17 protein-coding genes are annotated in these 20,756 nt (G+C 74.5%); 4 read left to right on the top strand and 13 right to left on the bottom strand.

Annotated elements, in window-relative coordinates; translation table 11 throughout:
• Positions 1 to 19: 19 nt before the first annotated feature.
• Together opcA and pgl are read left to right on the top strand one after the other, a co-directional pair.
• Positions 20 to 1,240 carry a glucose-6-phosphate dehydrogenase assembly protein OpcA gene (opcA, locus tag KRAD_RS19425; RefSeq protein WP_012087365.1) on the top strand — a complete coding sequence of 407 codons (1,221 nt, stop codon included), beginning with the start codon at positions 20 to 22 and terminating at the stop codon, positions 1,238 to 1,240.
• Complete coding sequence (gene pgl / locus KRAD_RS19420; protein WP_012087364.1) at positions 1,237 to 1,986, top strand: 6-phosphogluconolactonase; 750 nt, start codon at positions 1,237 to 1,239, stop codon at positions 1,984 to 1,986. The genes opcA and pgl overlap by 4 nt, the downstream gene beginning before the upstream one ends.
• A 66-nt stretch (positions 1,987 to 2,052) precedes the next feature.
• Here the strand turns inward: pgl and KRAD_RS19415 are convergent, their stop codons facing one another.
• The 9 genes from KRAD_RS19415 to uvrC form a co-directional block, all read right to left on the bottom strand.
• A complete protein-coding gene (locus tag KRAD_RS19415; RefSeq protein WP_012087363.1) occupies positions 2,053 to 2,403 on the bottom strand; it encodes an RNA polymerase-binding protein RbpA in 351 nt (116 codons plus the stop codon).
• A gap of 40 nt (positions 2,404 to 2,443) precedes the next feature.
• On the bottom strand, positions 2,444 to 2,695 hold the full coding sequence (gene secG, locus KRAD_RS19410) for a preprotein translocase subunit SecG (protein ID WP_012087362.1): 252 nt from the start codon (positions 2,693 to 2,695) through the stop codon (positions 2,444 to 2,446).
• A 31-nt stretch (positions 2,696 to 2,726) separates the two neighbouring features.
• Positions 2,727 to 3,512 (bottom strand): triose-phosphate isomerase, encoded by a 786-nt coding sequence (tpiA, locus tag KRAD_RS19405; RefSeq protein ID WP_012087361.1) that lies wholly within the window; start codon positions 3,510 to 3,512, stop codon positions 2,727 to 2,729.
• Between the two features lie 41 nt (positions 3,513 to 3,553).
• Positions 3,554 to 4,792: a phosphoglycerate kinase gene (locus KRAD_RS19400; protein WP_012087360.1), complete on the bottom strand. Its 1,239-nt coding sequence runs from the start codon at positions 4,790 to 4,792 to the stop codon at positions 3,554 to 3,556.
• 102 nt (positions 4,793 to 4,894) lie between these two features.
• Complete coding sequence (gene gap, locus KRAD_RS19395; RefSeq protein ID WP_012087359.1) at positions 4,895 to 5,899, bottom strand: type I glyceraldehyde-3-phosphate dehydrogenase; 1,005 nt, start codon at positions 5,897 to 5,899, stop codon at positions 4,895 to 4,897.
• Between the two features lie 223 nt (positions 5,900 to 6,122).
• Entirely contained in the window at positions 6,123 to 7,103 is a 981-nt protein-coding gene (gene whiA, locus KRAD_RS19390) for a DNA-binding protein WhiA (RefSeq protein ID WP_012087358.1), read from the bottom strand.
• A gap of 76 nt (positions 7,104 to 7,179) precedes the next feature.
• A complete protein-coding gene (locus tag KRAD_RS19385; protein ID WP_049821547.1) occupies positions 7,180 to 8,199 on the bottom strand; it encodes a gluconeogenesis factor YvcK family protein in 1,020 nt (339 codons plus the stop codon).
• 53 nt (positions 8,200 to 8,252) lie between these two features.
• Positions 8,253 to 9,167: an RNase adapter RapZ gene (gene rapZ, locus KRAD_RS19380; protein WP_012087356.1), complete on the bottom strand. Its 915-nt coding sequence runs from the start codon at positions 9,165 to 9,167 to the stop codon at positions 8,253 to 8,255.
• An 83-nt stretch (positions 9,168 to 9,250) separates the two neighbouring features.
• Complete coding sequence (uvrC, locus tag KRAD_RS19375) at positions 9,251 to 11,287, bottom strand: excinuclease ABC subunit UvrC (protein ID WP_041292224.1); 2,037 nt, start codon at positions 11,285 to 11,287, stop codon at positions 9,251 to 9,253.
• A gap of 193 nt (positions 11,288 to 11,480) precedes the next feature.
• On the opposite strand from uvrC, the gene wecB reads away from it, so the two are divergent.
• Entirely contained in the window at positions 11,481 to 12,659 is a 1,179-nt protein-coding gene (wecB, locus tag KRAD_RS19370; protein WP_203417616.1) for a non-hydrolyzing UDP-N-acetylglucosamine 2-epimerase, read from the top strand.
• A 265-nt stretch (positions 12,660 to 12,924) separates the two neighbouring features.
• Here the strand turns inward: wecB and KRAD_RS19365 are convergent, their stop codons facing one another.
• From KRAD_RS19365 to uvrA, 4 genes are all read right to left on the bottom strand, one after another.
• Entirely contained in the window at positions 12,925 to 14,271 is a 1,347-nt protein-coding gene (locus KRAD_RS19365) for an FAD-dependent oxidoreductase (RefSeq protein WP_012087353.1), read from the bottom strand.
• The gene (locus tag KRAD_RS19360; RefSeq protein WP_157873652.1) at positions 14,268 to 15,563 is read right to left on the bottom strand and encodes a glycosyltransferase; all 1,296 of its coding nucleotides are present in this window, start codon (positions 15,561 to 15,563) and stop codon (positions 14,268 to 14,270) included. Before KRAD_RS19360 ends, KRAD_RS19365 begins: the two co-directional genes overlap by 4 nt.
• A 34-nt stretch (positions 15,564 to 15,597) precedes the next feature.
• A complete protein-coding gene (locus KRAD_RS19355) occupies positions 15,598 to 16,824 on the bottom strand; it encodes a glycoside hydrolase family 127 protein (protein WP_012087351.1) in 1,227 nt (408 codons plus the stop codon).
• A 233-nt stretch (positions 16,825 to 17,057) separates the two neighbouring features.
• Positions 17,058 to 19,952 (bottom strand): excinuclease ABC subunit UvrA, encoded by a 2,895-nt coding sequence (gene uvrA / locus KRAD_RS19350; protein ID WP_157873965.1) that lies wholly within the window; start codon positions 19,950 to 19,952, stop codon positions 17,058 to 17,060.
• Between the two features lie 224 nt (positions 19,953 to 20,176).
• On the opposite strand from uvrA, the gene KRAD_RS27690 reads away from it, so the two are divergent.
• Positions 20,177 to 20,737, top strand: coding sequence for a MarR family winged helix-turn-helix transcriptional regulator (locus tag KRAD_RS27690; protein ID WP_012087349.1), 561 nt, complete (start codon positions 20,177 to 20,179; stop codon positions 20,735 to 20,737).
• Positions 20,738 to 20,756: the final 19 nt, after the last annotated feature.

Below are 20,756 nucleotides of genomic sequence, written 5' to 3'. Positions count from 1 at the left end.
TGATCCACCGGGAGCAGATGTGATCATCGACCTGCCCAGCACGTCCACCAGCGCCATCAACAAGGCGCTGGTCGACCTGCGCGAGACCGGCGGGGCCGTGGCGCTCGGCCGCGTCCTCACCCTCGTCGTCATCACCGACGACGCCCACGCCGAGGACGCCATCTCCGCGGCCAACGAGGCCAGCCGCGAGCACCCCTGCCGGGTGCTCGTCCTGGCCCGGGGGAACAAGCGCGGCGCGGCGCGCCTCGACGCGCAGATCCGCGTCGGCGGTGACGCCGGGGCCAGCGAGGTCGTGGTGCTGCGCGCCTACGGCCCCCTCGTCGAGCACGCCGAGACGACCATCGTCTCCCTGCTGCTGCCCGACGCCCCGATCGTGGCGTACTGGCCAGGGGTCGCCCCGGACGACCTGCGCACCGACCCCGTCGGGGCCATCGCGCAGCGCCGCATCACCGACTCCGCCGAGGCCCGCGACCCGGCGAAGACGTTGGAGATCCGGCGGGCGACGTACCGCGCCGGCGACACCGACCTGGCCTGGACCCGCCTGACGAACTGGCGGGCCCTGCTGGCGGCGGCCCTGGACCAGCCCCCCTACGAACCGGTCACCTCCATCACCGTGGGCGGGGCCCCGGACAGCCCCAGCACCGAGCTGCTCGCGGCGTGGCTCGCGGCCAAGCTCAAGGCACCGGTCGTGCGGGCCCGGACCAAGCGCGGGACGGGTGTCCACAGCGTCCGGCTGGAGCGGAAGTCGGGTGCGGTGGAGCTCATCCGCCCCGACCAGAACGTCGCGACGCTGACCCAGCCGGGTCAGCCGGACCGGCGCCTGACCCTGGCCCGCCGGCCCACCAAGGACTGCCTGTCCGAGGAGCTGCGCCGGCTCGACCCCGACGAGGTCTACGGCGAGGTCCTCGCCGAGGGCCTGCCGCAGGTCAACAAGAAGGTCATGTCCGTGCGCGACGCGCAGAGCGCGGGGAAGCTGTCCGCACCGGCGGCGGCGGCCGAGCGGCAGGCCGCGGCCGAGCAGCGGTCGGCCCGCGTCTCGCGCAGCATGAAGGGCGCCCCGCCCGAGCCCGAGCGCAGCGGGGGCATGACCCTCGCCGCACCCGTGAGCCCCGGCCCGACCGGGACCGACGAGGTCGAGGCCGCGGCGGCGAAGACCCCCGCCAGGAAGGCGGCGACCCGGAAGTCGACGGCCAAGAAGGCGTCTCCGCGCAAGCGGGCGGCCGAGGGGACGACGGCGTGACGCGCTCCGGGGTCCTCGTCGTCCGGCACACCTCCCCGGAGGTGCTCGCCGCGGCGACGGCCGGACGGCTGCTGAGCGCCGTCGCCGACGCGCAGGCCGCCCGGGGGATCGCCCACGTCTCCCTGACCGGGGGGACCATCGGCGGGAAGACCCTCGCCGCGGTCGCCTCCTCTCCCGCCCGGGACGCGGTGGACTGGACGCGGGTCCACCTGTGGTGGTCCGACGAGCGGTTCCTGCCCGCCGGTGACCCCGAGCGCAACGCGACCCAGGCCGCGGACGCGCTGCTCGACGCCCTGCCGCTGGACCCGTCGACGGTGCACCTGCCGCCGGCCAGCGACGGCGCCGACGGCGACGACCTCGACGCCGCCGCGGCCCGCTACGCCGCGGAACTGCTGGCCTTCGGGGAGGGCGCGGAAGTGCCCGCCTTCGACGTCCTGCTGCTGGGCATGGGGCCCGACGGCCACGTCGCGTCGCTGTTCCCCCACCACCCGGGGCTGGCCCGCGACGACTCCAGCGTCGTGGGGGTGCGGGAGTCCCCGAAGCCGCCGCCGCTGCGGGTGTCCTTCACCTTCGGCGCCATCGCCCGCGCCCGCCAGGTGTGGCTGGTGGCCTCGGGGGCCGAGAAGGCCGCCGCGGTCGCTCGCGGGGTCGCCGCCGGCGACGTGGCGGAGACCCCGGCGGCCGGGGTGTTCGGCACCGAGCGCACCTTGTGGCTGGTCGACGAGGCGGCGGCGGCCGACCTCTGACCCGCACGACGAAGGCCCCCGGCGATCCGCCGGGGGCCTTCGTCGTGCACGGTCGTGCTCAGGGGTTCAGCGGATGAGCCCGCGCGCCCGCAGGGAGTCCAGGGCCTCGTTGAGGATGGCCTCGCCGTCGGCGTCGGAACGACGTTCCTTCACGTAGGCCAGGTGCGTCTTGTAGGGCTCGTTCTTCGGCGGGGCCGGCGGGTTGGCCCGGTCGGTGCCAGCGGGGAAGCCGCACCGGGGGCAGTCCCACGTCTCGGGGGGCTCGACCCCGGACTCCTCGGCGAAGCTGGGCTTCGTCTCGTGCCCGTTGGCGCACCAGTAGGAGATGCGGATGCGGGGTGCGGTGTCCCCCCGTTCCGCCTCGCCCATGGGGCCTGCGCCGACCCTGCTTCCCCGGATGGCGTTGCCACCTGCCACGTCGGTCCTCTTCCTGCTTCAGTCTCGGTGGATGGGCGGATCAGAACTCGTTGGTGAACCGCTCGACGAGCCCGAGCAGGACGACCGTGGCGAACCAGATCAGTCCCAGGCCCACGGTGAAGCGGTTGAGGTTCCGCTCGGCCATGCTCGAACCCGACAGGCTCGTGGTCACCCCGCCGCCGAACATGTCCGAGAGCCCACCACCCTTGCCCTTGTGCAGGAGGATCAACAGCGTCAGGAGGAGGCTGGAGATCCCCAGGATCACCTGCAGCACGATGCGGAGCACGCTCACGTCGGTCAGCCTAAGCCATCACGGGGGGTGGTCAGGCAGGATGGTCGCGGAAGCGGACGATCGCGGCGAAGTCGCCGGCGTCCGTGCTGGCGCCGCCGACGAGGGCCCCGTCGACGTCGGGCTGGCGCATGATGGCGGCGATGCTGGCCGGTTTCACGCTGCCGCCGTAGAGGACGCGGACCGCGTCGGCGGTCGCCCGGTCGAACAGCTCGGCCACGGCCTCGCGCAGCGCGGCGCAGACCTCCTGGGCGTCCTCGGGGGTCGCGACCTCGCCGGTGCCGATGGCCCAGACCGGCTCGTAGGCCAGCACCAGGCCGGCGGCCTGCTCCGCGGTGAGACCGGTGAGGGCCTGGGTGACCTGCCCGACCGTGAACTCCACGTGCTGCTCGGCCTTGCGGATCTCCAGCGCCTCGCCGACGCAGACGATGGGGGTCAGCCCCGCGGCCAGCGCCTTGGCCGCCTTCGCGCGCACCGTCGCGTCCGTCTCGCCGTGGTACTGACGGCGCTCGGAGTGCCCCACGGCGACGTAGGTGACGCCCAGCTTGGCCAGCATCGCCGCCGACACCTCGCCGGTGTAGGCGCCGGAGTCGTGCTCGGAGACGTCCTGCGCGCCGAGCGCGATCGACAGCTTGTCGCCCTCGATGAGGGTCTGCACCGTGCGCAGGCTGGTGTGCGAGGGCAGCACCGCGACCTCGACGGCGGAGTAGTCGTGCTTGGCGTCCTTCAGGGTCCAGTCCAGCTTCTGCACCAGCAGGGTGCCCTGCTGGTGGTCCAGGACCATCTTCCAGTTCCCGGCGATCAGCGGGGTGCGGGACATCGTCGAACCTTCTCTCGTCGCGTGGTCGGTGCGGGGTCTGGTCAGCTCAGGACGTCGAGGCCGGGGAGGTGCTTGCCCTCCAGGTACTCCAGGCTCGCCCCGCCCCCGGTGGAGATGTGCCCGAACCGCTCGTCGGCGAAGCCGAGGGTGCGCACCGCGGCGGCGGAGTCCCCGCCGCCGACCACGCTGAAGGCGCCCCCGTCCACCAGGGCCTGGGCGACGGCCCGGGTGCCGTGGGAGTAGGGCTCCATCTCGAACACGCCCATCGGCCCGTTCCAGAACACCGTGCGGGCGTCGGCGAGGCGGGCGGCGAAGGCGGCCCCGGAGTCCGGCCCGATGTCCAGGCCGAGGCGGTCGGCGGGGATCGCGTCCACGGCGACGACGTCGTGCTCGGCGTCGGCGGCGAAGGCGGTGGCCGCGACGACGTCGGTGGGCAGGACGAGCTCGACGCCCTTCTCCCGGGCGGTGCGCACGTAGCCGGCGACGCGGTCCAGCTGGTCGGTCTCCAGCAGCGACTTCCCGACCTCGTACCCCTGGGCCTTGAGGAAGGTGAACACCATCCCGCCGCCCACGAGGAGGCGGTCCCCCTCGCCCAGCAGCGAACCGAGGAGGTTGTCGATGACCCCGAGCTTGTCCGAGACCTTCGACCCGCCCAGGACGACCGCGTAGGGGCGCTCCGGGTGCGCCGTCAGCCGCTGCAGGACCTCGACCTCGGTCGCCACCAGGCCCCCCGCGGCGTGCGGCAGGCGGAGCGCGACGTCGTAGACGCTGGCGTGCTTGCGGTGCACGGCGCCGAACCCGTCGGAGACGAAGGCGTCGGCGAGGGCGGCGAGCTCGTCGGCGAAGGCCTCGCGCTCCTCGTCGTCCTTGCTGGTCTCCCCCGCGTTGAACCGGATGTTCTCCAGCAGCAGCAGCTCACCGTCGGCCAGGGCGTCGACCGCGGCCGTGGCCTGCGCCCCCACCGTGACCGGGCAGAAGCCGACCTCGACGCCCGGCAGCAGCTCCGCGAGGCGGGCGTGCACCGGCGCCAGGGAGTACTTCGCCTCCGGGGCGCCCTTCGGGCGGCCCAGGTGCGCGGTCACCACGACCCGGGCGCCGGCGTCGAGCAGGCGGCGCAGGGTGGGGACGGAGGCGCGCAGGCGGCCGTCGTCGGTGATGACGGGCTGCCCGGCCCCGTCGCGCCGGTCGTGGTCGAGGGGGACGTTCAGGTCGCTGCGGACCAGGACGCGCCGGCCGGCGAAGCCGCCGAGCTGGGTCTCGAGGTCGTCGAGGGTCTTCACAGGTGAGCCTTTCCGCGGGGGCTGTCCGGGGCCGGACGGACGACGGCCCGGGCCCTCGACGGTGCGAGGGCCCGGGCCGGATCCTGTCAGACGCTCAGACGGTCAGAGGGACGCGCCGACGAGGGTGACGAGGTCGACGAGGCGGTTGGAGTAGCCCCACTCGTTGTCGTACCAGCCGACGACCTTGACCTGGTTGCCGATGACCTTGGTCAGGCCCGAGTCGTAGATGCACGACGAGGGGTCGGTGACGATGTCGGAGGAGACCAGCGGCTCGTCCGAGTACGTCAGGTAGCCCTTGAGGGGGCCGTCGGCGGCGGCGCGGTAGGCGGCGTTGACCTCGTCCACGGTGACCTCGCGGCCCACGGTGACGGTGAGGTCGGTGGCCGAGCCCGTCGGGACCGGGACGCGCAGCGCGTAGCCGTCGAGCTTGCCCTTCAGCTGCGGCAGGACCAGGCCGATGGCCTTCGCCGCGCCGGTGGAGGTCGGCACGATGTTCAGGGCCGCGGCGCGGGCGCGACGCAGGTCCTTGTGCGGGCCGTCCTGGAGGTTCTGGTCGGCGGTGTAGGCGTGCACGGTGGTCATGAGGCCGCGCTCGATGCCGAAGGCGTCGTCGAGGACCTTGGCCAGCGGGGCCAGGCAGTTCGTGGTGCACGACGCGTTGGAGATGATCGCGTGCTTCGAGCCGTCGTAGTCGGAGTCGTTGACGCCCATGACGACGGTGACGTCGTCGTTGGTGGCCGGGGCGGAGACGACGACCTTCTTGGCGCCGGCGGTGAGGTGGGCCTTGGCCTTCTCCCCGTCGGTGAAGAACCCGGTGGACTCCACGACGACGTCGACGCCCAGGTCGCCCCAGCCGAGGTTGGCGGGGTCGCGGTCGGCGAGGACCTTGATGGTCCTCGAGCCGACGACGATGGAGTCGCCCTCGACCCGCACGTCCTCGGCGAGCTTGCCGAGGATGGAGTCGTGCTTGAGCAGGTGGGCCAGGGCCTTCGCGTCGGTGAGGTCGTTGACCGCGACGATCTCGAAGTCCGCGTTCTGCGCGAGTGCCGCGCGGAAGAAGTTGCGGCCGATGCGACCGAATCCGTTGATGCCGACCCGTGTGGTCATGCGCTCTCCTCCTTGACGCACCGTCGACCGGACGGGCCTGGTGCGTCTCGTGCTTGCGGTACCGGTCCTGTGGCTGGCCGTTCGAGCCGTCCGGGCGACGAGCACCCGGGCGGCTGTCGCGCCCCGTACCCGCCGCGGCCCCGCGGCGTCGTCGCGAGCCTATGGCCTGCGTCACGTCCGGCGTGAACCGGGGGGAGGCGCCCGGCGCCGCCGGGGCGTCGGCTCAGGCGTCGAGCATGTCCGCGGTCAGGCCGGACTCGGTGCCGGGGATGCCCAGCTCGATGGCCTTCTTGTCCGCCATCCCCAGCAGCCGCCGGATCCGTCCCGCGATGGCGTCCTTGGTCATGGGCGGGTCGGCCAGCTGCCCCAGCTCCTCGAGGCTGGCCTGCTTGTGCTCCAGCCGCAGCCGCCCGGCCTGCAGCAGGTGGTCGGGGATGTCGTCGCCGAGCAGCTCCAGGGCCCGCTCCACGCGGGCCCCGGCGGCCACCGCGGCCCGCGCGGAGCGGCGCAGGTTGGCGTCGTCGAAGTTCGCGAGGCGGTTGGCGGTGGCGCGGACCTCGCGCCGCATGCGGCGCTCCTCCCACGTCATCATCGCGTCGTGGGCGCCCAGGCGGGTGAGCAGCGCGCTGATGGCGTCGCCGTCGCGCAGCACGACCCGGTCCACCCCCCGCACCTCGCGCGCCTTGGCCGACAGCTCCAGGCGGCGCGCGGCGCCCACCAGGGCGAGCGCGGCCTCCGGGCCGGGGCAGGTGACCTCCAGGGCGGCGGAGCGGCCCGGTTCGGTGAGCGAGCCGCGGGCCAGGAACGCCCCGCGCCAGGCGGCCTCGGCGATCTGGGCGGAGCTGGAGACGATGTGGGAGGGCAGGCCCCGCACCGGGCGCCCGCGGCCGTCGAGCAGACCCGTCTGGCGGGCCAGCGACTCCCCGTCGCGCGCCACCCGCAGGACGTAGCGGGTGGCGCGGCGCAGGCCCCCGGCCTGGACGACGAGCAGGTCGCTGGGGTGGCCGAACACGTCGGCGATGTCGCGCCGCAGCCGGCGCGCGATGGAGGCGGAGTCCAGCTCCGCCTCGATGACGATCCGCCCCGAGACGATGTGCAGCCCGCCGGCGAAGCGCAGCATGACCGACACCTCGGCCTTGCGCGCCGCCGTCGTCGTCACCGGCAACCGGCTCAGCTCGTCCTTGACCGCTGCCGTCATCGCCATGCCTGGTCCTCCCCCGACCCCGTCGCCACGTGTGAGTCTCCTCGATCCTGTCCCGCTCGCACCTGCACCACCGACCTCACCCGCCCCCGCGCCCGGCGCCGTGCCCGGCGGGGGCGGAGAACACGTCACGGTAGGCCGCGGCCAGCCGCAGCGCGTCGTGGCGGGGGGTCCCGTCGCCCACCGACACCGTCCGCAGCAGCACCTGCGCGCCCAGCGACTCGGCCACCCGGACCAGCGCGTCGACGTCGCCGACGGCCACCGGGTCGGCCACCACGGCGTCGACCACCAGCCCCGGGGCGTGCGCGGCGAGGACCTCCAGGTGCGCCTCGGCGCTGAACCCGTCGGTCTCCCCCGGCTGCACGGCGAGGTTGAGGGTGACGCAGGTGCGGGCGCGGGTGCTGGTCAGCGCCCGGAGCAGGCCGGGGACCATGAGGTGCGGCAGCACGCTGGTGAACCACGACCCCGGCCCGAGCACGACCCAGTCGGCCTCGGCGATGGCGGTCACGACCTCCGGGCGCACCGGCGGGTCCTCGGGGACCAGGCGGACGGCGGCGACCTGGCCGGGGGTGGAGGCGACCGCGACCTGACCCCGCACGGACGTGGTGGCGCCGGGGTCGCCGGGGACGAGGCCGAGCACGTCGGCCTCGATGTCCAGCGGGACCGCGGCCATGGGCAGCACCCGACCGCGCGCGCCGAGCAGCCGGCCCACCCAGTCCAGGCCGGCGACCTCGTCGCCGAGCAGCTCCCAGAGGGTGGCGATGAGCAGGTTGCCGGTGGCGTGCTGGTGCAGGGACCCCTCGCTGGTGAAGCGGTGCTGCAGCACGTCGCGCCAGGTGCGGCCCCACTCGGAGTCGTCGCACAGCGCCGACAGCGCCATCCGCAGGTCCCCGGGGGGCAGCCCGCCGAGCTCCCGGCGCAGGCGGCCCGAGGAGCCCCCGTCGTCGGCGACGGTGACGACGGCGGTGAGCCGGTCGGTGAGGTGGCGCAGGGCGGACAGCGAGGCGGACAGCCCGTGGCCCCCGCCCAGGGCGACGACGGCCGGAGCGGCGCCCGAGCCGGGGGTGCCGGGGAGGCCCGCGGCCCCCACGGTGGGGATCAGGCCCGTCGGGAAGCTCGTGGACGAGGGGTGCACGTGCTCGGGCAGGGGGCTCACTCCCGGCCCAGGTCGCGGTGCAGGACGCGCACGGGGACCCCGTCGCGGCGCAGCCGGCGGCCGAGCTCCTCGGCCATGGCCACGGAGCGGTGCTTGCCGCCGGTGCAGCCGAACGCGACGGTGGCGTAGCGCTTGTTCTCCCGGCGGTAGCCGTCGAAGACGGGGCTCAGCGAGGACTCGTAGCGGTCGATGAAGGTGCCCGCGCCCTCGGCGGCGAGGACGAACTCGGCGACGGGGACGTCCTGGCCGGTGAGCGGGCGCAGGTCGGGTTCCCAGTGCGGGTTGGGGATGAACCGCACGTCGGCGACGTGCTCGGCGTCGGCGGGGGTGCCGTACTTGAACCCGAAGCTCATGACGGTGACGCGCAGGTCCTCGTCGCGCTCGGACTCGAAGAGGGAGGCCACGAGCGAGCCGAGCTGGTGGACGTTGAAGGAGCTGGAGTCGACGACGACGTCGGCGCGGGCGCGCAGCTCCCCGGTGAGGGCGCGCTCGCGGGCGATGCCGTCGACGATGCGGTCGTCGCCCTGCAGGGGGTGGGGGCGGCGCACGGACTCGAAGCGGCGGACGAGGACCTCGTCGGTGGCGTCGAGGAACAGGACCCGCGGGGAGACGTGGCGGGTGTCCAGGGCGGCCAGGGCACCGGTGAGCTCGGCGAAGAACGTCCGGCCGCGGACGTCGACGACCACGGCCAGGCGGGGGATGGTCAGCCCGGCGCGGGCGGTGAGCTCGGCCAGGGGTTCGAGCATCTGCGGGGGCAGGTTGTCCACGACGTACCAGCCGAGGTCCTCCAGGGCCTTGCCCGTGGTGGACCGCCCGGCCCCCGACATGCCGGTGATGATGAGGAGCTCGGGGCGGCGTGGCCGCTCCACCTCCACCGCCGGATCCCTGTCCCTGCCCGCCGCGTCCTGCACCGGGCCATCCTGTCATCCCGGGCGTGTCGCCCGCGACGAGGCCAGCACGCCTCGTCGTCGCCCCCTCACGCTGCGTCCCGGCCTCAGTCGAGGAGCTCCCCCGTGGCCGTGTTCACCGCGGGCGCCGACGACTCCGGCGCACCGCCCGCCAGCGCCTCCACGACGGCCCGGGCCGTGCGCGGACCCATCCCGGGCACGGCCGCGACCTCCTCGGCGGTCGCGGCCCGCAGCTTCTTGACCGACCCGAAGTGGCGCAGGAGCGCCGTCTTGCGGGCCTGCCCCAGACCGGGCACCCCGTCCAGGGCGCTGGTCGTCATGGCCTTGCTGCGCTTGGAGCGGTGGTAGGTGATGGCGAAGCGGTGGGCCTCGTCGCGGACCCGCTGCAGCAGGAACAGCCCGGGGCTGGTGCGGGGCAGCACGACGGGGTGCGCCTCCCCGGGCAGCCAGACCTCCTCGAGGCGCTTGGCCAGCCCGCAGAGAGCGACGTCGACGACGCCGGCGTCGGCCAGGGCGCGGGCGGCGGCCTCCACCTGGGGCTGGCCGCCGTCGACGACGACGAGCTGGGGGGTGTAGGCGAAGCGGCGGGGCCGGCCGGTGTCGGGGTCGATGCCGGCCAGGACCTCCCCGCCGACCGCGCCGGAGGTCTCGACCTCGGTGCCGTCCTCGCCCTCGGTGATGCGCTCGTCGCGGGTCGCGCCGGGGGGCTGGTCCCGCGCGTCGTCGGCGCGCACCCGGCGGAAGCGGCGCAGCAGGACCTCGCGCATGGCGCGGGTGTCGTCGACCCCGCCCTCCTCCCCGCGCACGGCGAAGCGGCGGTAGTCGGCCTTCTTGGGCAGGCCGTCCTCGAAGACGACCATGGAGGCGACGACGTTGGTCTCCTGGGTGTGGGAGACGTCGTAGCACTCGATGCGCAGCGGGGCCTCGTCGAGGCCGAGGGCCTCCTGCAGCTCCTGGAGGGCCTGGCTGCGGGTGGTCAGGTCCCCGCCGCGGCGGGTCTTGTGCAGGGCGAGCGCCTGGGTGGCGTTGCGCTGCACCGTCTCCATCAGGGCCCGCTTGTCCCCGCGCTGGGGCACCCGCAGGTCCACGCGGGAACCGCGCAGCTCCGAGAGCCAGTCCTCGACGTCGGCCTCGACGGTGGCGGGCAACTCGGGGACGAGGACCTCGCGGGGCACGCCCTCGCCGGTCTCCCCGCCGTAGACCTGCAGCAGGAGCTGCTCGACGAGCTGGGGGGTGTCGACGTCCTCGACCTTCTCCGAGACCCAGCCGCGCTGGCCCCGCACGCGACCGCCGCGGACGTGGAAGACCTGGACGGCGGCCTCGAGCTCGTCGTCGGCGATGGCGAAGACGTCGGCGTCGGTGGCGTCGGGCAGGACGACGGCGGACTTCTCCAGCGCCTTGGTCAGGGCCCCGAGGTCGTCGCGCAGCCGGGCGGCGCGCTCGTAGTCCATCTCGGCCGCGGCGGCCTTCATCTCCCGCTCGGTGCGGCGGACGAACTTCTGGGTGTTGCCGGCCATGAAGTCGCAGAAGTCCTGGGCGAGCGCGCGGTGCTCCTCGGCGTCGATCTTGCCGACGCAGGGCGCGGAGCACTTGTCGATGTACCCGAGCAGGCAGGGCCGCCCGACCTGGCCGGCGCGCTTGTAGACCCCGGTGGAGCAGGTGCGGACGGGGAAGACGCGCAGCAGCAGGTCGACGGTCTCGCGGATGGCCCAGGCGTGGGTGTAGGGCCCGAAGTAGCGGGTGCCCTTGCGCTTGGCCCCGCGCATGACCTGCACGCGCGGGACCTCCTCGCCCATGGTGACGGCGAGGTAGGGGTAGGACTTGTCGTCGCGGTACTTGACGTTGAACCGCGGGTCGAACTCCTTGATCCAGGAGTACTCCAGCTGCAGCGCCTCGACCTCGGTGGCCACCACGGTCCACTCGACGCTGGCGGCGGTGGTGACCATGGCCATCGTGCGCGGGTGCAGCGCGGAGAGGTCCTGGAAGTAGTTGGACAACCGCGCGCGCAGGCTCTTGGCCTTGCCGACGTAGATGACGCGGCCGTGCGGGTCGCGGAAGCGGTACACCCCGGGTTCGACGGGGATCTCCCCCGGCCTGGGGCGGTAGGTGGCGGGGTCGGGCACGGCTATGAGGTTAGGTCGCGGTTCGGACAGGTACCCCCGGAGGTCCCGCCGCGGTGGCGGCCCGTCCCGATGGAGCACTCCCGGTCCACCGTCGATGACGTTGTGCAACAACGGATGAGCGCACCGCGTGACGTCGACCCGTGTCCGCCGAAATTCGGCCCGCAACGGGCGGGCGCCGGTCTAGCGTCCCCCCGTGGCCACCCCGACGATCGCGTCCTCCTCCCTGCCCGCCCCGGAGCGCACCGCGCTGCGACGCCCGCTCGGGTTCCCGGTGGGTGAGGGGGCGCCGGGACCGGTGGCCGTGGTGCTGGGCACCCGGCCGGAGGCCATCAAGCTGGCCGAGGTCGTGCGCCGGCTGGGCTCAGCGGGCCTGCTGGTCCACACCGGCCAGCACTACGACGCCGCGCTGTGGTCGGACGTGACCGCGCAGCTGGGCTTCGGCACCGAACCCGTCGCCCTGGGGGTGGGCGGGTCCTCCCGCGGGCAGCAGCTGGGAGCCGCCGTCGCGGCCCTGGACGAGACCTTCGCCCGGCACCGGCCCTCCTGCGTCGTCGTGCAGGGCGACACCACCGCGGCGCTGGCCGGCGCGCTGGCCGCGAACGCAGCCGACCTGCCGCTGGTGCACGTCGAGGCGGGGTTGCGCAGCTTCGACCGGCGGATGCCCGAGGAGCACAACCGGGTCCTCATCGACCACCTCGCCGACCTGTGCTGCGCCCCCACCGCGACCGCCGTCGCCCACCTGCGCGCCGAGGGCATCGCCGACGAGCGCATCCTGCTCACCGGCAACACCGTCGTGGAGTCGGTGCAGCACCTGCTGCCCCCGGCCGCGGAGCGCGACCGCGTCCTCGCCGAGCTGGGACTGCCCGCGCGGTACCTGCTCCTGACGCTGCACCGCCCGGAGAACGCGGACAACCCCGACGTGCTCCGCCAGGTGTTCGGCGAGCTGCAGGCCGTCGTCGCGGACGGGCTGCCGGTGGTGTTCCCCGCCCACCCGCGCACCCTGGACCGCATGCGCCGCGACGGCCTGGGCGACCTCGTCGACGCGTTCACCGTCATCGCCCCGCAGCCGCCCGCGCAGTTCCTGGCCCTGCTGGAGCGGGCCCGGCTCGTGGTGTCCGACTCCGGCGGGGTCCAGGAGGAGGTCAGCGTCCTCAAGAAGCGCCTCGTCGTGGTGCGCCGCTCCACCGAGCGCCCCGAGGTGATGGGGACCTTCGCCTCCCTGGTGCCCGGCGGCCTGCGCCTGGGCGCGGCCGTGCGCGCGGCGCTGGCCGAGGACCCGCAGGCGCTGCGGGACGTGCCCTCCCCCTACGGGGACGGATCGGCCAGCCGGGTCGTCGTGGAGTCGATCGTGAAGCTCGTCGCGCCCTTCTGAGGGCGCCCGGGCTCAGGCGCCGCCGTCGACCGCGGTGGTTCCGCAACGCCGCGGCGGCCACGGGGTGGTCCTCGAGGCCGGAGGCGGCCGCACCGGCGACGCGGGAGGTGGCGCGCGACGTCGCGCAGATCGCTTCCGGCGCCGGCGAGGTCACCCGCTCGACCACCGGGATGGCCCGGACGGGAACCGCGCGACCGGAGACGCCCGGCGGACGGCCGGGCGGGTGGCCCGCTCGGCCGCCCGCCTCGGCGAGGCGGCGGCTGCGTCAGGCGTCCGCGGTGAGGACGTGCGCGCCGATGCTGCGCCCGGTGAGCAGGGAGTCCTCCTGACCGTCCCAGTCGTGGCGGCCGTGCCGGCCGACGCGGGCGAGGTTGACGAAGCGGTCCAGCTGCTCGTCGACGTCCGCGCGCGCCGCCTCCACCCCCAAGGTCAGGACGGGGACGCTGCGCGGCAGGCGCAGCACGTGGTGGTCCAGGACCCGCACCCGGGGGTCCACTCCGAAGGCCGGCAACTCGCTGACCGCCAGCTGGGCCAGCTCGTGGTCGGACCTGGCGGCGAGGTCGTCGTCGCCCGAGCTCCAGAACTCCGCGCACAGCGCGGTGCGGGGCTCGTCGCGGAAGGTGCCGGGCCGCCAGACGCGGGTGTTGGTGAGGCGTCCCACCCGCAGCGACTCGTCGTAGGCGGTGACGTAGTGGCTGTCCTGCCCGACCGGGCCCTCCACCAGCAGGTGGACGAGGTGGGTGTCGCGGCTGCGCAGCGCCGGGCCGGCCGGAGCCCGGGTACCGGGCAGCCAGCGCAGCAGCACCGGCGCCGGGACGCTGGAGACCACGGCACGGGCCCCGATGCCGAACTCCGCACCCGCGTCGCGGACCTGGACCCCGGTGACCCGGGTGCCGCTGGTGCTGAGGCCCACCACCCGGGTGTCCAGCAGGATCCGCGCGCCGCGGGCGCGCAGCCGGCGGGCCAGCTCCTCCCACACCGCCCCGGTGCCCTCGCGGGGGGTCAGCAGGTCCACGGGACCGCTCCAGCCGCGGCGGGTGCCCTGCAGCTTGTCGGCGAAGGCGGCCGACAGCTCGCGGGGGTGAGCGCCCAGGTACTTGCGGGTGTAGGGCACGAACAGTTCCTCGACGACGGCTCGCCCGTGGCGGGCGACGAGCGCCTCGTGGGCGGTGGCCGCGGGGCCCCGGCGGTCCAGGGTCGCCGCGACCCGGCCCCCGGCGAGGCGGGCCGCGCCGAGCGCGCCGACGGTGCGCAGCACCTGCGCGGGACTGGGCGGGAAGCCCACGACCCGGCCCCGCCAGACGGCCGAGCGCACCGCCTCGGTGCGTTCGACCCCGCCGACGGCCCCGGCGAGGTCCAGCCAGCGGGCGACCGACTCCGGGTGGGAGTCGGAGAGGAAGCTGTGCGGGCCCAGGTCGAAGCGGTGCCCCCAGAGCTCGATCGAGCGGGAGAGCCCTCCGACCGCGGGGGCGCCGTCGACGACGACGACCTGGACCCCCGCGTCCAGCAGGTGCTCGGCGGCGGCCAGCCCGGCCGGCCCCGCACCGATGACGACGACCGGCTGGTCCGTCCCCTCGCGACCGGTCACGTCCTCCACCGCGGGAGCGCTCACCTCGTGCTCCTCTGCCCCATGTCGTCCTCCCCCAGTCGTTCCCCGCCGGTCACGCCCTCGCGCCCGGCCAGCAGTCCGTCCACCACGGCGCCCCAGCGCCGGGTCAGCACCTCCGCGGCGAAGCTCGCCCGCGCCCACGCGCGGGCCCGCTCGGCCAGCTCGGTCGTGCGCGTCCCGCCCTCGTCCGCCCAGCGCTCGAGGGTGGCCAGCGCACGGGCCAGCCCCTCGCCGTCGCGGAAGAGCAGCAACTGCTCCCCGTCCGCGACCGCCATGCCCGAGGCCCCCTGCGGTGTCGTCAACGGCACCAGCCCGAGCACGGCCGCCTCGACGACCTTCACCGTCAGTCCCAGCGCCTCGCGCTGCGGGGCCAGCAGGAAGGAGTGCTGGACGAGCTCGGCGTGCAGCGCGGTGCGGTCGAAGGCTCCCCGCAGCACCACCGAGGGCGCCTGCACCCGCGGGCGGACCGCGTCGGGCACCTCGCCGAAGACGTGCAGCTCCCACCCGTGCAGCCCGTTCGCCCGCAACGCCGGCTCGAGCTCGTCCAGCCACCAGCGGACGGCCTCCTCGTTGGCGAAGGCCGTCAGCGAGCCCGGGAAGGCCAGCCGCCGGTCCAGCGGTGCCCCCGGGGTCCAGGTCCGCCGGACGTCGGCGGTGACCGCCATCGGCAGCGACCGCACCTCGGCCCCGGCCCGCACGGACAGCCGCTCGGCCTCGATCGGGGACACCAGCGACGTCCCGTGCGCGGTGCGGGCGAGGACGTCCTCGCGCTCGCGCAAGCGCCGCGCCTCCAGGGCCAGCACCCGGCGGACCGGAACCCGGCGCAGCGCGGCCGCGGCCAGCCGCGACGTGGGCCGGCGGTGCCCCAGCAGCTGGTGCAGGTCCAGGTCCCGCGAGCGCCACAGGTCGTAGCGGTCCGACAGCAGGTCGTCGAGGTCGACGAACCAGGGGCGTCCGGAGTCCTCGGCGTACGCGGCGAGGCGCACCCCGTCGGCCACGACGGCGTCGATGCGCTCCAGGGCGACGAGCCGGCGGACCTCCCGCGCGACGCGGGGTGAGTGGTAGAGCCGCTCGTTGAACGAGCGCAGGCCCCGGCGGCGGGCGGAGGACCCGGCCACCTCCCACCAGCGGACGTCGGGCAGGCGGTGGGTGGCGACGGAACGGTCCACCGGGACCGGCGTCCGCGGCCCGCCGACGACGGCGCAGACGACGTCGTGGCCGGCCCCGGCGAGGGAGTCGACGATGGTGCGCAGCACCAGACCGCGACCGCCGGCGCCGGCCAGCGGTCGGGTCATGAGCAGGAGGATCCGGGCCACCTGGCGTCCCCGGTCAGACGAGGTGGCGCCAGTCGAGCACCGCGGTGTCGCGGCGCTCCCCGGCGGCGAGGACGAGGGCCTGCACGGCGAAGGCCGTGACCCACACGTTGGCGTGCGGCAGCGGGGTGCCGTCGGTACCGGCGCCGAAGACGAACCCGCCGTGCGCGCGGGGTTCCTCCGGGGCGTCGACCTGGTGCTCGAGCAGGGCCGCGACGAGGCGCTGCGCGGCGCGGGTGCCGTGCGCGGAGTGCAGCGCGGCCAGCCGCAGGACCTGGGCGACCCCGTCCACCCGGGGGTGGCGCACCGCGGAGACCGCCCCGGTCCCGGTCACGCCGTAGCGGCGAGGGGGGAGGCCGTCGCGGTCGGTCGTGGCCAGCGCCCACAGCGCCGCGCGCTCGGAGGCGGCGACCAGGTCGTCGCGGCCGGTCGCGGTCCCGACCGCCCACAGCGCCTCCGCGGCGTAGCTGTGCGGGTGGACGTTCGTGCTGCCCGCGACGGGGTTGGTGACGAAGCGCCCCGAGGGCAGCTGCGAGCGCAGGGCGTCCTCGCAGACCGCCACGGCGGCGCGGGTGTAGCGCTGGTCACCGGTGAGGTCGCCGAGGGCGGCCAGTCCGATGCCGATCTTGGCGTGGTGCACGCCGGGACGGGTCGACCAGTCGCCGGGCGCGTCCTGCCAGCGCCCGGCCTGCGGGGTCGCCGGCCACGGCTGGACCGCACCGGTGGCGTCGACGTGCCGCAGCAGCCACTCGCCGGTGTCGAGAGCGGTGCGGCGGGCGAGGTCGTCGCCGGTCGCGACGTGGTGGGCGACGAGACCCTGCAGGATGATCCCGGCGTCGAAGGTGTAGAGCCGGTCGGCCTTGCCGGCGAAGCGGCCGACGGCGGCTGAGGCGTCCAGGCAGCGGAAGGCCCCCGGGACGGGCTGGACGGCGGAGGCCAGCCACCGCACGGCGCGGTCGGCGTCGGCCAGGGCGGTCCGCGCGACGGTCGTGTCGCCGCGGGCGGCCAGCCAGGCCGAGAGCGTGACCTGGTAGCCGGTGACCTCGGAGTACTCGAAGGGGTACACGGCCGCGTCGCGGTCGAACCAGGAGCGGTACCCCCCGGTGGGGCTCTGGATGCCGGATCCCTGCAACCAGCGCACCCCGCGGCGCGCGGCCTCCAGGGCCGGGGCGGCGTCCGCGGCCCGGGGGCGGGGCACCGCCCCGAGCGTGGTCACCGGGCTGGTCGTGCTGGTCTCGGTCATCCGTCCCCCTCGTGGCGCTCTGCCGCCCAGGGACCCCCCGGTTCCTGGACGTGATCACCAGGAGTGTGGCAGCCGCGGGGACGCCCCGGCGGGGAATATCCGATCGCCACGGAAGAAACACGGAGCGCTCTCGAACGGTGACGAGCGGTACCCGCATCCTCCGCGAAACCACTACGGGGAGTAGACGATCGGGACTGTGCGCAGTCCCGATCGCCCGCACGCGCTCGCCGGGGTCAGCTCGCGCGGGCCCGCCCCCGGCGGGTCGCGGCGGCCTTCGGCGTCCCCAGCACCTCGGCCAGGAACTGCCCCGTGTAGCTGCCCGGGTGCCCCGCGACCTCCTCGGGGGTGCCGCAGGCCACCACGGTGCCGCCGCCGTTGCCGCCCTCGGGACCCATGTCCACCAGCCAGTCCGCGGACTTGATGACGTCGAGGTTGTGCTCGATGACCAGGACGCTGTTGCCCTTGTCCACCAGCCCCTGCACGACCCCGAGGAGGCGGCGGATGTCCTCGAAGTGCAGCCCCGTCGTCGGCTCGTCCAGGACGTAGATCGTCCGGCCGTTGGAGCGGCGCTGCAGCTCGGAGGCGAGCTTGACGCGCTGGGCCTCCCCGCCGGACAGCGTCGTGGCCGGCTGCCCCAGCCGGACGTAGCCCAGGCCCACCTCGGTGAGGGTCGTCATGAACCGCGAGATCGCCGGCACCGCGGCGAAGAAATCCTTCGCCTCCTCGATGGGCATGTCGAGGACCTCGGCGATCGTCTTGCCCTTGAAGTGCACCTCGAGGGTCTCGCGGTTGTACCGGGCCCCGTGGCACACCTCGCAGGGGACGTACACGTCGGGCAGGAAGTTCATCTCGATCTTCAGCGTCCCGTCGCCCGAGCACGCCTCGCAGCGACCGCCCTTGACGTTGAAGGAGAAGCGACCGGCCTGGTAGCCGCGCAGCTTGGCCTCCGGGGCGGAGGCGAACAGCTTGCGGATGTGGTCGAACACCCCCGTGTACGTCGCCGGGTTGGAGCGCGGGGTGCGCCCGATGGGGCTCTGGTCGACGTGGACCACCTTGTCCAGGTGCTCCAGCCCCTTGACCGCCTTGTGCCGGCCCGGGACCCGGCGCGCGCCGTTGAGCTGGTTGGCCAGCACCGTGTAGAGGATGTCGTTGACCAGCGTCGACTTGCCCGACCCGGACACGCCGGTGACCCCGACGAGGCAGCCCAGCGGGAACTCGACCGTGACGTCCTTGAGGTTGTTCTGCCGCGCCCCGGTGACCACGAGCTTGCGGTCGGGGTCGACGGGACGCCGCTGCTCGGGGGTCTCGATGGCGCGCGCCCCCGACAGGTACTGCCCCGTCAGGGAGCGCGGGTTCTCCAGCAGGCCCTGGAAGTCGCCGGAGTGCACGACCTCCCCGCCGCGCTCGCCCGCCCCGGGACCGAAGTCGACGATCCAGTCCGCGACCCGCACGGTGTCCTCGTCGTGCTCGACGACGATGAGGGTGTTGCCCAGGTCGCGCAGGCGGGTCAGGGTGTCGATGAGGCGGCGGTTGTCGCGCTGGTGCAGCCCGATGCTCGGCTCGTCGAGGACGTAGAGGACCCCGACGAGGCCGGAGCCGATCTGGGTCGCCAGCCGGATGCGCTGGGCCTCCCCGCCCGACAGCGTCCCCGCGGGGCGGTCCAGGGAGAGGTAGTCCAGGCCGACGTCGAGCAGGAACCCCAGGCGGGCCTGGATCTCCTTGAGGACCTGCGCCGCGATCCGCTTCTCCCGCGTGGAGAGCTGCAGCGCGCCCAGGAACGTCGCGCACTCGTCGATCGGCATCGCGCAGACCTCAGAGATGGAGCGGTCCCCGACCTTGACGGCCAGGATCGAGGGCTTGAGCCGGGCGCCGTGGCAGGCCGGGCACGGCGTCTCGCGCATGTACCCCTCGTAGCGCTCCTTGCTGGAGTCCGACTCCGTCTCGCCGTGGCGGCGCTTGACGAAGTCGATGACGCCCTCGAACCCGGTGGAGTAGGAGCGCTCCCGGCCCCAGCGGTTCTTGTAGCGGACGTGGACCTCGTGGTCCTTGCCGCGCAGCAGCGCGTCCTTGGCCCGCTTGGGCAGCGCCCGCCACGGGGCGTCCATGGAGAACGACAGGTCCTCGGCCAGCGCGGTCATCAGCCGCTGGAAGTAGTCGGCGGAGCCGCTGGCCCAGGGCGCGATGGCCCCCTCGGCCAGGGAGAGGTCCTCGTCGGGCACCACGAGCTCGGGGTCGACCTCGAGCTGGGTGCCGATGCCGGAGCACTCCGGGCAGGCGCCGAAGGGGGCGTTGAAGGAGAACGAGCGCGGTTCGATGTCGTCGATGTCGAGGGGGTGCTCGTTGGGGCAGGCCATCTTCTCGGAGAAGCGGCGCTCCCCCTCGGGGCCCTCGACGTCGACGAGGTCGGCCACCAGCAGCCCGGAGGAGAGCAGCAGGGCGGTCTCGACGGAGTCGGTGAGGCGGCGCTTCACGCCGTCCTTGAGCACGAGGCGGTCGACGATGACCTCGATGGTGTGCTTGAGCTTCTTCGACAGCGTGGGCGGGTTGTCGAGGGCGACGACCTCGCCGTCGACGCGCGCGCGGGCGAAGCCCTTGGTCTGCAGCTCCCGGAAGAGGTCGGCGTACTCGCCCTTGCGGTCGCGCACCATGGGCGCGAGGACCTGGAAGCGGGTGCCCTCGGGCATCTCCAGCAGCTGGTCCACGATCTGCTGGGGGGTCTGGCGCCCGACCGGCTCGCCGCAGACGGGGCAGTGCGGGCGCCCGGCGCGGGCGTAGAGCAGGCGCAGGTAGTCGTAGACCTCGGTGATGGTGCCGACCGTGGAGCGGGGGTTGCGCGAGGTCGACTTCTGGTCGATGGAGACCGCCGGCGAGAGCCCCTCGATGAAGTCGACGTCGGGCTTGTCCATCTGCCCCAGGAACTGGCGGGCGTAGGCGGAGAGCGACTCCACGTAGCGGCGCTGACCCTCGGCGAAGATCGTGTCGAAGGCCAGCGAGGACTTCCCCGAGCCGGACAGGCCGGTGAAGACGACGAGGCTGTCGCGGGGCAGGTCGACGGAGACGTTCTTGAGGTTGTGCTCGCGCGCGCCGCGCACGACCAGGCGGTCGTCGGCCACCCGCGCGGAGGCCACCGTCCGCGTGGCGGCGCTGGCCGCGGTGCGGGGTGCCTTGGGCGTGCGGGCCGTCGAGGCGCGCGGGCTGGAGGAGGGAGTGCGAGAGGCCACGCCCCAACCCTAGGCGCCCCCTCCGACAGGAGCCCGCGGCGGTGTTCGGACGCCGTTCGGACGACGGCCCCCCGTCGGGGTCCACCGTTGGGTGGACGCAGGTGGTTGAGAGCAATGCCTATCCTCGGGGCATGGCACTGCCCGGCACGCTCGTGGACGACGACCCCACCGCGCAGCGGGAAGACGCCCCCGCGGCGCCCGACCCGACGCGCTGGCTCGACGACGAGGAGCAGGTCACCTGGCGCACCTTCCTCTCGGCGGTCCAGCTCCTGGTGGACCGCTTCGACCGCCAGCTGCAGCAGGACTCCGGGATCGTGCTGACCTACTACGAGATGCTGGTGCGGCTGTCGGAGTCCCCGGGCCGCTCGCTGCGGATGAGCGAGCTCGCGGAGTCCTCGCTGTCCTCCCGCAGCCGCGTCTCGCACGCGGTGGCGCGCATGGAGGAGCGCGGCTGGATCCGCCGCGAGGCCTGCCCCACCGACGGCCGCGGCTACCTCGCGGTGCTCACCGACGAGGGGTTCGCCGCCCTGGCCGCAGCGGCCCCCGGCCACGTGGAGACGGTGCGCCGCAACCTCTTCGATCTGCTCACCCCCGCCCAGGTGGATCAGCTGCGCGAGATCAGCGAGACCCTGCTGGGGCACCTCACCGACACCGGCAGCGTCTCCCCCGTCCCGGGCCTGCCGCCGCACTGACCCCGGTCCGGCCGGGCCG

The sequence above is a fragment of the Kineococcus radiotolerans SRS30216 = ATCC BAA-149 genome (assembly GCF_000017305.1).
GTDB classification, from domain to species: domain Bacteria; phylum Actinomycetota; class Actinomycetes; order Actinomycetales; family Kineococcaceae; genus Kineococcus; species Kineococcus radiotolerans.
This window is presented reverse-complemented; position numbering and strand designations above follow the sequence as displayed.